12 protein-coding genes are annotated in these 12,742 nt (G+C 38.0%); 7 read left to right on the forward strand and 5 right to left on the reverse strand.

The annotated features are described in order from the left end of the window. The first annotated feature begins 272 nt into the window (after positions 1-272). The 4 genes from IR083_RS01455 (at position 273) to IR083_RS01470 (ending at position 4,362) form a co-directional block, all read left to right on the forward strand. A complete protein-coding gene (locus tag IR083_RS01455; protein WP_006798007.1) occupies positions 273-491 on the forward strand; it encodes a helix-turn-helix transcriptional regulator in 219 nt (72 codons plus the stop codon). Between the two features lie 497 nt (positions 492-988). After that, positions 989-1,834, forward strand: coding sequence for a hypothetical protein (locus IR083_RS01460; RefSeq protein ID WP_194222965.1), 846 nt, complete (start codon positions 989-991; stop codon positions 1,832-1,834). 27 nt (positions 1,835-1,861) lie between these two features. Next, entirely contained in the window at positions 1,862-2,635 is a 774-nt protein-coding gene (locus tag IR083_RS01465) for a hypothetical protein (RefSeq protein ID WP_194222966.1), read from the forward strand. A 59-nt stretch (positions 2,636-2,694) separates the two neighbouring features. Continuing rightward, complete coding sequence (locus IR083_RS01470) at positions 2,695-4,362, forward strand: BACON domain-containing protein (protein WP_194222967.1); 1,668 nt, start codon at positions 2,695-2,697, stop codon at positions 4,360-4,362. Between the two features lie 158 nt (positions 4,363-4,520). On the opposite strand, the gene IR083_RS01475 is transcribed toward IR083_RS01470, so the two are convergent. Beyond that, positions 4,521-6,932, reverse strand: coding sequence for an outer membrane beta-barrel family protein (locus tag IR083_RS01475; protein ID WP_194222968.1), 2,412 nt, complete (start codon positions 6,930-6,932; stop codon positions 4,521-4,523). 354 nt (positions 6,933-7,286) lie between these two features. Next, positions 7,287-9,455 (reverse strand): hypothetical protein, encoded by a 2,169-nt coding sequence (locus tag IR083_RS01480; RefSeq protein WP_194222969.1) that lies wholly within the window; start codon positions 9,453-9,455, stop codon positions 7,287-7,289. Between the two features lie 99 nt (positions 9,456-9,554). Between IR083_RS01480 and IR083_RS01485 the strand changes: the two genes are divergently transcribed. Next, positions 9,555-10,001 (forward strand): hypothetical protein, encoded by a 447-nt coding sequence (locus tag IR083_RS01485; RefSeq protein ID WP_194222970.1) that lies wholly within the window; start codon positions 9,555-9,557, stop codon positions 9,999-10,001. A gap of 94 nt (positions 10,002-10,095) precedes the next feature. Here IR083_RS01485 and IR083_RS01490 read toward each other — a convergent pair whose 3' ends face one another. Beyond that, the gene (locus IR083_RS01490; RefSeq protein ID WP_194222971.1) at positions 10,096-10,326 is read right to left on the reverse strand and encodes a hypothetical protein; all 231 of its coding nucleotides are present in this window, start codon (positions 10,324-10,326) and stop codon (positions 10,096-10,098) included. Positions 10,327-10,425: 99 nt separating this feature from the next. On the opposite strand from IR083_RS01490, the gene IR083_RS01495 reads away from it, so the two are divergent. Next, positions 10,426-10,851, forward strand: a complete 426-nt coding sequence (locus IR083_RS01495; RefSeq protein WP_194222972.1) for a hypothetical protein — start codon at positions 10,426-10,428, stop codon at positions 10,849-10,851. Positions 10,852-10,914: 63 nt separating this feature from the next. On the opposite strand, the gene IR083_RS24745 is transcribed toward IR083_RS01495, so the two are convergent. After that, positions 10,915-11,046 (reverse strand): hypothetical protein, encoded by a 132-nt coding sequence (locus tag IR083_RS24745; RefSeq protein WP_262893142.1) that lies wholly within the window; start codon positions 11,044-11,046, stop codon positions 10,915-10,917. Positions 11,047-11,622: 576 nt separating this feature from the next. Further along, positions 11,623-12,285, reverse strand: a complete 663-nt coding sequence (locus IR083_RS01505) for a hypothetical protein (protein WP_194222973.1) — start codon at positions 12,283-12,285, stop codon at positions 11,623-11,625. A gap of 102 nt (positions 12,286-12,387) precedes the next feature. Between IR083_RS01505 and IR083_RS01510 the strand changes: the two genes are divergently transcribed. Next, positions 12,388-12,742, forward strand: a 355-nt coding sequence (locus IR083_RS01510) for a hypothetical protein (RefSeq protein ID WP_194222974.1), incomplete at its 3' end; no start/stop codon positions are given.

Raw genomic sequence — 12,742 nt, forward strand, 5'->3', positions numbered from 1 at the left:
ATAAGATTTGTTAATAATAAAGCGTTAAATCGTTAAAAATTGATTATGCATGCACTGTGGATCCGGGCATTATCCTTGCATACGTAGGGTGTAATCCATGGTTTCATGTTTTCATACTTTCCTCCTTTTTATAAATCTGTTAAACATTAAGGTATAATGTGTTAAATCTGATTTTCAACAAAATAAGGTTTAACATAAACTATCATATATGATTGTTGTGATACAAACATAATCAATTTTCTTTAATGAACAATCATTAATGATAGAAATTCATGGATAAAGAAACTTTAGTTAAAAAAGTAGGTCTGAAGATTAGAGAAATAAGAGAAAGTAGAGATTTGAGCATGATGGATTTGGCTGATAAACTTGATATAGAATATAATAACCTCATAAGGATAGAGAAAGGACGCACTAATCCAACCCTTGGGACACTATACAAAATTTGTCAGGCACTCGATGTAAAGCTAGTCGATATTGTAGATATCGAATGACTCACAAACTCAACAAAACCGGCATAAAAAGCTGAAATGATAAATAAAAATCATTAATTTTTTCATAGTCGTTATTAATACTTATTGACATTTTTATTTTTGCCCCTATTTTCCCGGACAGAGAAGCTCATATTTAATAGTACCAGAAAGGATTGCAAAAGATAAAAATGACAAAGTATGAGATTATAACCCGCTCAGTTCTTTGCTGCAGTGACAGTTATTCATGTTTTGATACATTTCACCTACTCATTCATGTAAGATCTAATCCATCCTTATACACTTCGTATTTTATACCACCATATCACACTCATTTTCTTCCCATTAATAAAAATGTGATTCTTTTTCTTCTTTTTTTATTACTTATTTATGGAATTCCCTCAAAAAAACACTCTATATAATATCAAACAAATATAAATTAATATATTTGTAGTAAAGGGGGATGTGCGTCGGACGTTTTTGACAGCGCATTTATATGAATCTACATAATACCGAAAAACATGGTGAAGTATGCTAAATATACCATATTCTCCTTGATTATCCTATCCACAACGACAGGATTGGTATCGTTCGTATACGAAAATGCCGCAGTAAAGGAAACCCGTCGGTTCAATGCAGACAAATTCAGAGAAACCGGATATAATGAAGACGAACTCAGCCTGTTCTGCGATGTGGCATTCATGTTCGAAAACTCCCGGATACGCAAATGGGACAGGGATATAAAGGTGGAAATAAAGAATATCGGCGAACTTAGCCAACAATCGATAGACGAGGTGGATTCTGTCATTGCCATCCTTGCGCCACTGATAGCCCCGGTAAAGATGGAACGTGTAACAAATGGTGGTAACCTGCACGTATACAGGCGTGTGCCGGAAGTGGTATCAAATAAGTTGCCGCAATCTATCTGCCTGAACGGGATGTCGAAGGTAAACCGCAGATCTTCCTACTCGTGGAGTATCAATTTTGCTATGATCTACGATGGCTGCCATGCTAGTTCACAAACACTTATGCATGAATTTCAGCATGCGTTGGGGCTGGACCATCCTATCAAGTTATATCCCTATTATGTAACCATAGGCAGATCTGTGATCCCACAATTCTTCCGTTCACAGGACGAAATACGAAATATGATGAAGGAACCTTTCTATATATCGAAGGAAGAAAAGATGGTGATAAAAATGCTGTATTCGTCCGAAATAAGATCGGGACTTCATGTGGAAACTTTCGCACAAAAGATGGGATTTACAGATGCAGAGCGTAAACTGATGATTCCGGATGTGAACAAGCGCCCTCGCATTATCATCTATCCTGAAGAGGAAAAAAAACAAGTTGGGTTTAAAGATTAAAAAATCAATAAATTACACTCACATTAAATGCGCTCGAAAATTGTCAGATACATCATTCTTATCTCGCTTCTTTTGCTTACGGCATGGGGCACGGCAGCGCATTTCTACAGAAAGTCGGAAGACGAAAAGATACAGGATTTTGATGCGGACAAATTCTGTAAAATTGGTTTTACGGACGAAGAACTCGATTTGTTTTGCGACATTGCCTTCAACCGGGCCGGGGAGCGTATCCGCAAATGGAATACAGATATACGGGTGGAAATAGAAGACACCGGCAAACTGGATAAAAACGTTATAGCCGAAGTAGATTCCGTTATAACCCTACTCCGCCCGCTGATAGTTCCATTAAGGATAGAACGTGTACCGGATAACGGAAATGTTATCGTATACAAGAATGTGAAGTCGGCTCCGGCAAACAAGCCGAGGCAGAAACCGATATTTGTCAACGGCATAGCCCGCATAAACGAGGCTATAGACCATGCATGGGAAATTAACTTTGCCCATATATACGACGGGCGTGAATCGGGCACACAAACCCTGATGCATGAATTTGAGCATATGCTGGGACTTGAACACCCGATGATGCTTTATGAATACTACCTCACTATAGGCCGTTCGGCCATCCCGCAGCATTACAGCGCATACGGCGGCTGGCTGCGTTTTCAGGGAGTGCCTTATTATATTTCAGAACAGGAAAAGACAGTGATAAGGATGCTGTATTCGCCAGAAATAAAAGCGGGATTAAAAAAGGATGATTTTTTGAAGAGGATGGAGAATAATATCAAAATTACCACCAGATAACTGTTAAAATAATTATACATTTGTGCAAAATTATCTTAATCTAAAAAATAATAAATGCCATGAGAAAAATTCTCCCACTGTTACTAATACTAATCTTTGTATTAGGATGCTCGTCTGATGATGAAAAAAAGGAAATAACACTCGGTTTATCTGTAGATATCCTCTCTTTTTCGGCAAATGAAGACGAAAAATCATTTGCCATCAGTTCGAACGATTCTTGGGTTATTTCGGATATACCTGATTGGTGTACATTTTCGACACAACAAGGTCAGAGCAGTGGGAAGATTACAGTCAAAGTAACTGCTAATCCAAACGAATCGGAAAGAAAAGCAGTAGTAACTATAAAAGCGGGTGATAAAGTAAAAGAGATAACACTAAAACAAAATCCTAAAAATGTTTCGTTGACTCTCTCCGTTGGCGAAATCAGCTTTGTGGCTGATGGAGAAGAGAAGACGTTCGATATACAATCAAATGAATTGTGGACTATATCCGACATTCCTGTTTGGTGTACATTGGATGCGACAGAAGGATCGGACAATAAAACTATAAAGATAAATCTGGACGAAACAGTAAAGGAGGCTGTTATAACAGTAAAAGCAGGAAGTAAAAGCCAGCAATTAAAGCTCAAACAAGAAGGTATGGTCTATGCATTGATAGTATCTAGTCCCGTACTGGAATTTTATAGCAAAGATGGTTCCAAAATGATAAATATAGAATCAAACACATCGTGGAAAGTAGTATCCGGAGCAAGCTGGTGCATAACAAATAAAAAGGAAGGAATACAAAACGAATCATTGGTAATCTATCCGTTAGACAATGAATCTCAATCGGACAGAAGTACCGAAGTTACCATCTCGGCTGGTAGTGTTTCAATAAAAATACTGATAAAGCAATCAAAAAAAATACCTGTAACGAACGAGTCTTATCAATTTAACCTGCTAGATAATGGTTTTCGTACAGGAGACGAACTCATTAAAAAGCAAGTGGAATATGTAAATCCGGGTCCCGCCGGAGAAAACGTAGTATGGGACTTTAGCAAACTAAACATTATAAATGATAATTATACTGTATCATATTCATTACCTCCCATTGAACTACAAAGCAATAGTTATATCTTGGGAAGGACTTACTTCGATATAGCAACCACAGAGCCAAATAGCCTGATCGTATGCACAGAGCATAATACAATGTATTATTTTCAGGTAAAGAACAATCAACTACAGGCTTATGGCCATGAAAACCCATCCGTAGTTTTAGATTATAATCCCCGGATGATATCAGCTCAATACCCTACTTATTACAATAATTCGTATAAATATGATTATAAATCATCCTATCTATACTCAGGTACAGTATGGGGGTATACCCAAGGTAATATGGAAATGAAGGCTGATGGCTATGGTTCGGTAAAATTTCCCGATGGGATTGTAAATAATGTTATAAGAACCAAGAACAGCCAATTGATAAGTGATGGTATATCGCCAAGTATTGATTCAGACAAGGTAATGACAATATATCGCTGGTATGCTAAGGGATATCGCTATCCTATTTTTGAGGTATATGAAAATGTAAATTTAATAGACAATTCCGTTATATTTAGTACTGCTTTTTACTATCCGCCTAAAGATCACACATATATGAATACAAGTAAGAAAAGCACCTCAATTCCATTAATTGACTATAAAGAGATCAATAAAAAATATGAAAAATTGAAATTTAAACAGTAATCATTATAAACGAGGAAGAATGTTTAGAGACAGTTAACTCTAAGCATCCTTCCTTACCTAAATTTTCAAGCAGACACAATTACACTGATATATTCCCACAAAAAATAGTGCCGGCATGGAAATCCTACACCGACACTACACACTTAACAAATAATAAATTAATGATTTGTTCCTTCAAATAAGTCGTGATTTTCCTTGTTTTGGGAACCCTTCGCCTTGAAGTTATTGAATGTATAACTCAGGCTTAACGTAATTAACGGATAATTGGGTCTTATATGCGTCACCGATTTCAGGTTTGCTGTATTTATATTACTAACATAGCGTGCCGAGTTGAACACATCGCGGAAAGACAGGGTGGCATTCAGTTTTCTGCTGAGCAACTGCTGGCGCACCGCCAGATTCACATACCAGAAAGCATCAGTCTTCCCCTGTGTAGTTACAGACGGGCCTACAAAATTGCCATCGAGTTGCACACGGGTGGTTTTTCCGGCATCGTATGAGTTATTGAGTGTTATCTCGTAATTATTACTGGTTTCGTCACCACTTTCGGTCTTATATTCATTCTCTATCTTGTAATGATAGTAGCTGCCGTTCAGGTTGATATTCCACTTGCGTGTAGCCTGTATCTGCGCGCTGATCTCAAGGCCTGTCGAATAATCGTGCCCTACGTTTGCCATCGAATCCAGTGTCACACCGGCTTCATACGGTACACGCAAGCGTTCTATCTTATCCTTGCGGCTACGATGAAATACTGATGCCGAAAGCGCGTGTTCACCAATATTCTTCTTATAGTTCAGTTCGTATGAGTTGATGTATTCGTTACGGATATCGGGATTGCCTATTTCGGCAGAATAATAGTCGCGGTATGTAATGTACGGCTCCATGAAAAACAATTCGGGGCGGGTGATGCGCCGCGAATAAGAAGCCAGTATCTTATCGCCTCCCGGCAGGTTGTAGCCGAGGTGTGCCGACAGGAAAAATTCGAATTTGTCATATGTACGGTTAGCCCATTCCTTCGAACTGCGAAGCACACGGTGGGTATGTTCGCCGCGAAGCCCCAACTGGAAATCGAAATTGCGGTAACTGTCGGCCACTATGGCATAGATGGAATGTATACCGTATTTGAAATAGAATGTATTGTAAATATCATCGCGCCAGTAAAATTCCTTTTTTTCGGGATTCCAGAACTGCATGCTGTAATCACCGTCTTCGAGATAGGAGAAATATTGATAACCGCCTTCGATACGCCCCGTTTCGCGGTATGGGAATATGTAATCGAGGTTTCCTCGCATTGTCCATCGGTGTTCGTCTTCCCATGCTCTGTGCCCCTGCTGACGTTCGCCCTGGTAGTTGAACAGGTCGCTCTGAAAATATTCCATGGCATCGCCACCATATTTAAGGTAGTAACTCCCCGTGAGGTCGTGCCCCTTATCATTAAACTTGTGCGCAAAGCCGACGGTTCCCTGATAATAAGTCTCGTGCAGATCGTAGTCGTCATGGCTTATATAGTCACCGCTACTTACAGGCACACCGGCTTTAGACTGCTCTTCTTTATAATCGAGGTCACCCTTGCGTGTACGTCCGCCATAACCGCCCTGCACATCCACATTGAATGTGGTTTTCGGCAATGTGTACATCCATCCGGCCTTCAGCGAATAGTCGAAATTATTGCTTTCGCGTGGCCCGTCCGAATCGGATATGGTGGTCACATCGGATACGATGGTGGTTTTCTCCTGCCGGAACTTACTTTTACGCAATCTGTCATTCCATCCGCCGCCCACATACCAGCGTGAAGCCTTTTCCTGCTGTGTGAGAAGAAAATCCACCCCACGTGAAAGCATGGTGCTTCCCGTGAGATTTACCATACCGTTCAAACCTTGCAGTGAATGTTTTTTGGTGATGATATTGATAATGCCTACATCGCCACCTGTATCGTGGCGGGCCGACGGAGTGGTGATTATCTCTATATTTTCTATATGTCCCGATGGTATTTGTTCCAGTGCCTGCGAACCGCTAAAGACACTCGGTTTGCCATCTACATAAACGGCAAAGCCACTACTGCCCCTGAATGTTACTTCCCCTTCGGCATCGACACGTATCGAAGGTGTGTTCTCCAGTATATCGACTGCCGATCCGCCGCTTGCCAGCAGATTGTTAGATGCATCTATAACCTTTTTGTCCAGTTTATAGATAACCTGTCTTTTCTGTGCTACGATTTCTACTTCGGCCAAGCCCTGTTCCAGTGGCTTCATCTCTATAATACCCAGATTGAAGACTGAGGCAGATGTATTCAGCACTATACCGGAGCGTGTATATACATCGAACCCCACAGCCCTTACCAATAACGAATATTCTCCGTCCTTGATATCGGAAAGGATGAAGCCTCCGTCTGTTTCCGGAAGAGTATGCAATACGGGATTTGTTTTTCCCTTTTCAATAAGGATTATATCGGCATAATCGATCGGTGTATTTTTCCCGGCTTCTACTACTTTTCCCTTTATACGTGGAATGGAGGCGGATACAGTGAGGGTAAGACACAATAGTGTGTACAGGAAGAACAGACTCTTCATTATCGTTAATCAGGTATTTAGTTAAATTGCATGCAAATATAATATGAATAACAATAGATTAACTATTTTATTTATATACAAATGTTAAAGAACAGAAATATGTCAGAAATGTATAATGATTTGTCTGTAACAGAACATTTCTTTTTTAATCGTAACTCTACAACGGAAGAGGGTAATTACCTCTTGCATGCATCCATATACAAATTAACAAATACGTCCGAAAGTATAACAATCTTCCGGGCGTATTCTTTTTTGAGTCAGATATTTAAGATTTAGATACCCGAACAGTTGCCTGTCATTCTTAATTATTTTTCACTGTATAGATAATTTACTTTTATTTTGATAAATGTTTAATCAATTTCCCGACCATTTATCTACCTGTACGGCATCTTCCTGTGCACGGATTATATCCGTTACAGCTACTTTAGGCTCTATACGGATATCTTTGATAGCATTTATCAGGGCTTCGTTGTCACCCGAAGAACCCGACTCTATGCGGATGTTCTTAATGGCATGTACTAACGCATCGTTGTCGGAAGAAAAATTAGGGGCTAAAAACGGCGCAGGCATCATCCCTCCCGCTGCAAATTCCCGTTGAAATGGCAGATCGAAACCCTGTGATGCTCTGGCGAAAAATCCGGTTACATCGGAGGGTGTCAATTCTTTGCGTTGGGAGTTTATATAGCGTACCAAGCCGAGATTTTTAGACGTAGATTCACGATTGATTACATATTCGCCGCCTTCTACTTCTATATTTGTACCTTCGATGCGCATACCGCCTTGTGAATGGCGTTTGCCATTAAGTAATCCGCCATCGGCAAATTTAGCAAGCTGCTTTGTCATTATACCCACCTGAATAGCTCCTGCTGCGGTAACAACCGCCGCCAGTATAGGGCCGAGAATAGGGCCATAAGATAGAGCCTTTGTTACTCCCTGTGCCACATTAAAGATACCTTCACCAATATTTTTTAATAAAGTGGCTTTGCGGTTTAGTTTTTCTATTTTTTCTTGTTCGGCTTGTTTTTTAAGTTTTTTCTCGGTTAGTTCTCTTTCTTTTTTTTCTGTTTCTTGCTTTGTTTTTATCGATTCGGCCGCGGCACTTTTTTCTGCATTAAGTTTTTCTGTTAAGCTTCGTATAGCTTCTCCATTGTTAGTTTCAGTAGCTTCTTTTAATTTTGCTTCTAAATCTGTTATAACTTTAGTCCTATTTTCTGCTTCTTTTATAATTCCATCATTCTTAGCTTTAAGATGTTTTATATCCTCATCTATCGCATCTATCTCCGCCTTATACACACTACTAATAGCCCCAAAAGTCGAACCGAAATAGTCGGCGGTCTGAGTCAAAGCCCCTTTTATACTATTTGTTATTTCCTGCCCTTTTTCCGCATATTGTTTCATTTGCTCCAGCCTTAAACCTTGCTCTTTCTTTTCGGCGGTGGTAATCATTTCTTCAATGCGGATTTTTTCATCGGTATATTTTTTCAGTACGGCAGCCTTTTCTTCCAGCACCGTTTTCTGTATTTCCTTGTCGTCCTTATACGTTTCTTCCAATTGCTTGAAACGCAATATGTCGTATTCCATAGAAGCAGTGAGTGCATCATCGTAATGCTTCAGATATTTAATGCCGTCTTCTATATTGCGCGACATTTCGCCTACATTGATAATCCCTTTGAATGAGTTTTCGGCTTTCTTTCCCGCTTCTTCGGTCTTTTTAGCTGTATCTTCGGCTTGCTTGACTGTTACCTTAGCGGCGTCTTCGTTTATTTTGGCTATTCTGGCATTATGTATTGCCTCCAAAGCCTCGATACGTGCGTCTCCAACTTCCTTATCTAAGGCCATTTTTTTAATAGCCGCTATTTTGTCTGCTGTTTCTTTTGTCTGCCGTTTAATCTTTTCTTCCGAATCCTTATCCAGTTTTTGTTTGCCATGATAAATGTTTTTTGTCAGCAATTCGGATGTCTCTTTCAACCCTTTGTCTACAAAGGCTTTCTGGGCGGAAATGTGTTCCTCATTGTTTTTCTTCAAATCCTCTTTCAGTTTTTTGTCGAGGGCGGTGAGGCTGTCATTTTTCTGTTTATCGTAAATGGTAATGTCCGCCCCTGTTTTTTTAGCTGCTTCTATTAGCAGGGCATATTCTTTTTCCACTTTCTTTTTGGCTGTTTCGCTCAGTTCTATAAGCAACTGTTCTTTCTCTTTGTATAAGGCATTTGTCTGTTCTATCGCCTTTCCTTTTTTTGCTTCGGCTTCTATTTCAGCTACAAGTGCCTGCATGCGCGCTTCGTTGAGCTTCTCCACTGAGCCGAATGCTTTCAGGTTCAGAGCATTTAATGCCTCCACGCGCGCGGCTACTTCTGCCGATGCCGTTGCTATCTGCCCTATATTGTCTATCACGTTTCCGGAATGTTTATAAAAGTTTGCAATCAGGGTATCTTCTACTCCCAGAAATTTGCCAAACTTGGAAACTGCTTCCTCTGCTTTCTTTGTATTGATCTCAATATCAATGTTTATCGTTTTCTTTGCCATAAGTTTTTATAGTATAGATAAAGTTTATTATTTTTAATAATGGATTAAACCAATTGTTAATTTAAAAGTCTATATTTATAAGTAATAATACCTAAAATCATGAAGAAGTATCTATATATTTTATTGGCCTCATTAATTAGCTTCAGCTTTAATAGTTGTGAAGAAGATATTTATTCTAGTCCTGTATCCGAACCACCATCTAAATTACATTATAATGCTAAACGTACAGATACAGGCTATGTCATATATTCAGGAGGTTCTTCATCCGCAAGTGATATAGTCTATAATGCTAAACGTACAAATGCTGGCTATGCCGTATATTCAGGAGGTTCTTCGTCTGCAAGTGATATAGTCTATAATGCTAAACGTACAGATGCTGGCTATGCCATATATTCAGGAGGTTCTTCGTCTGCAAGTGATATAGTCTATAATGCTAAACGTACAGATGCTGGCTATGTCATATATTCAGGAGGTTCTTCGTCTGCAAGTGATATTATATATACTATATCTATTTTTACTAATAGTTTTTTGATATATAAAGTTTAATTATCTTCTTACTCAAAATACTTCATCCAATACAAATAATCCTTATAATATCCCCCTGTTACCGTGCGATTACATTGTATGATTATTCTTCATTTTACCACCTTATCTGCCTCTCAAACTTATACTGTTCATCCTCCACGCGCGCGGCTACTTCTGCCGATGCCGTTGCTATCTGCCCTATATTGTCTATCAGGTTTCCGGAATGTTTATAAAAGTTTGCAATCAGGGTATCTTCTACTCCCAGAAATTTGCCAAATTTGGAAGCTGCTTCCTCTGCTTTCTTTGTATTGATCTCAATATCAATGCTTATCGTTTTCTTTGCCATAAGTTTTTATAGTATAGATAAAGTTTTTTATTTTTGATTACAGTTTAAACCAATTGTTTTTTTTAAAGTCTATATTTATAAGAACTAAGTTTTAATGTTATGAAAAAATATTTTTACATAGTAGTTTTATTAATTATCAGTATAGGAATAGTTAGTTGCGATAAAAATATCGATGATGAAATAGATAGAACTAAGGATAAATATTATTTTATTTATGAGGATAATAAGAAGATTGAAGGAATATGGACTGTTTCTCTTGATATTGATTCTATTGTGTTGATTTTAAAGAATAATACAATGAAAGAATATGTATATGAAAAAAGCACAAAAGAAATAATAGATAGAACAAATCATGGAGAATATAGACTTACCTATTATCCTAATTATTCCCAAAATACCTACATAATTTTAGAAAAAAGAACGGATAGTATACGGTGGTCGTTTAGATATACTTTAAAAAATAGTATTCTAACAATATATAATGAAAAATCAGATTCATCAATTGATTATAAAAAGATAAACTGATTATATTTACGAGATATTAATGCCCTACTCTACAAAAATAAAAAGTGGAAAGTTATTAATTTTCTATTTTCCCCCCCGCTGCCGCGCGATTGTATCGCGTGGTAATACATCCAACCAATTTACCACAGCAAAACTGATGAAATATATACCATCCGGATTTTTGAATTTATAATTACGACTCATACTATCTATCATTTTCTTTTTAATTATATATTACCACGCGATACAATCGCGCGGTAGCAGGGGAAGAAGTATCTATATATTTTATTGGCCTCATTACTTAGCTTCAGCTTTAATAGTTGTGAAGAAGATATTTATACTAGTCCTGTATCCGCACCGCCATCTAAATTACATTATAATGCTAAACGTACAGATACAGGCTATGTCATATATTCAGGAGGTTCTTCATCCGCAAGTGATATAGTCTATAATGCTAAACGTACAAATGCTGGCTATGCCATATATTCAGGAGGTTCTTCGTCTGCAAGTGATATAGTCTATAATGCTAAACGTACAGATACTGGCTATGTCATATATTCAGGAGGTTCTTCGTCTGCAAGTGATATTATATATACTATATCTACTTTTACTAATAGTTTTTTGATATATAAAGTTTAATTATCTTCTTACTCCCCGCTACCGCGCGATTGTATCGCGTGGTAATACATCCAACCAATTTACCACAGCAAAACAGATGAAATATATACCCTCCGGATTTTTGAATTTATAATTATGACTCATACTATCTATCATTTTCTTTTTAATTATATATTACCACGCGATACAATCGCGCGGTAGCAGGGTTTCCAGTTTGTACCTGGCTTCGAGCGAGGCTTTCTGCTTCGCGTAGTTGTCGTCTATGGCAGTAGCCATATTATTCATCGACTCCTGTATTATCAGGGCGCGCTTGTCGTTGTTGTCCTGTATGTGCCTTGTTATTCCGGCTTCTGTTTGTTCATATAGTTTCCTTATCAGGGCTTCCTGCACGGTGGTGTCTTCCCCTCTTTTCTTTGCATTAGCGAGCGCACGGTTCAAAACGGAGAGGTCTTCTTTTTCCTTTTCTTTTGCCGATTTTATAAAAGCGGCTTCTTCTTTCTTTATTTCATCCAGCTTTTTTTTATGTGCATCGCTTATCTTCTTAGCACCTTCCAGTTCTTTATTTATGCCCGTTTGTATCGACACCTGTGCTTCCTGCAATCCTTTTACGCTGCGGGGCAATAGCTTCGACATGCCATCTACAATCGTACCTATCTTTTGGTAAGCAGGTATAATCTTATCCATGTTCTTTACAGGCTCGGGCGAAGTGAGTATGCCTTGTAATACTTCCTGAGCCGAAATTACGTTTATGGTTTTTATTTCCACATTTTCCAGCTTGTCCTTCAATGCTACAACATCGCTACTGTCGATTTTTAATTTAAGTGTTTTGTCTGCCATAAGTGTTTTTAAGGTATAGATAAAGTTTTTTATTTTTGATTACAGATTAAACCAATTGTTAATTTAAAAGTCTATATTTATAAATGGAAATACTATAAAACAATGAAAAATATCTTATATCTTATCATATCATTATCTATCTCCTTTAGTCTTATTTCTTGTGAAAAAGAGAACGATATAGGAGGGGGGAGCACAAGTACAGATAATAATTACATTAAAGTCTATGAAAAAAGCTCAATAAATTCTACCAGTTTGACATATACAATAATACCTGATGGACAGAACTATAAAGTATACAATAAAAATATGATAAATTCTTCCGAACTGACATATACAATAATACCCGATGGACAGAACTATAAAGTATACAATAATAATTTGATAAATTCTACCAACTTGGTATATACAATAATACCTGATGGACAGAACTATAAAGTATACAATAAAAATATGATAA

The organism is Dysgonomonas sp. GY75, assembly GCF_015234155.1.
Lineage (GTDB): Bacteria > Bacteroidota > Bacteroidia > Bacteroidales > Dysgonomonadaceae > Dysgonomonas > Dysgonomonas gadei.

Coding starts and splice junctions, on each gene's coding strand:
- IR083_RS01455 (WP_006798007.1), top strand. CDS start 273: ATGGATAAAGAAACTTTAGTTAAAAAAGTAGGTCTGAAGATTAGAGAA.
- IR083_RS01460 (WP_194222965.1), top strand. CDS start 989: ATGGTGAAGTATGCTAAATATACCATATTCTCCTTGATTATCCTATCC.
- IR083_RS01465 (WP_194222966.1), top strand. CDS start 1,862: ATGCGCTCGAAAATTGTCAGATACATCATTCTTATCTCGCTTCTTTTG.
- IR083_RS01470 (WP_194222967.1), top strand. CDS start 2,695: ATGAGAAAAATTCTCCCACTGTTACTAATACTAATCTTTGTATTAGGA.
- IR083_RS01475 (WP_194222968.1), bottom strand. CDS start 6,932: ATGAAGAGTCTGTTCTTCCTGTACACACTATTGTGTCTTACCCTCACT.
- IR083_RS01480 (WP_194222969.1), bottom strand. CDS start 9,455: ATGGCAAAGAAAACGATAAACATTGATATTGAGATCAATACAAAGAAA.
- IR083_RS01485 (WP_194222970.1), top strand. CDS start 9,555: ATGAAGAAGTATCTATATATTTTATTGGCCTCATTAATTAGCTTCAGC.
- IR083_RS01490 (WP_194222971.1), bottom strand. CDS start 10,326: ATGGCAAAGAAAACGATAAGCATTGATATTGAGATCAATACAAAGAAA.
- IR083_RS01495 (WP_194222972.1), top strand. CDS start 10,426: ATGAAAAAATATTTTTACATAGTAGTTTTATTAATTATCAGTATAGGA.
- IR083_RS24745 (WP_262893142.1), bottom strand. CDS start 11,046: ATGATAGATAGTATGAGTCGTAATTATAAATTCAAAAATCCGGATGGT.
- IR083_RS01505 (WP_194222973.1), bottom strand. CDS start 12,285: ATGGCAGACAAAACACTTAAATTAAAAATCGACAGTAGCGATGTTGTA.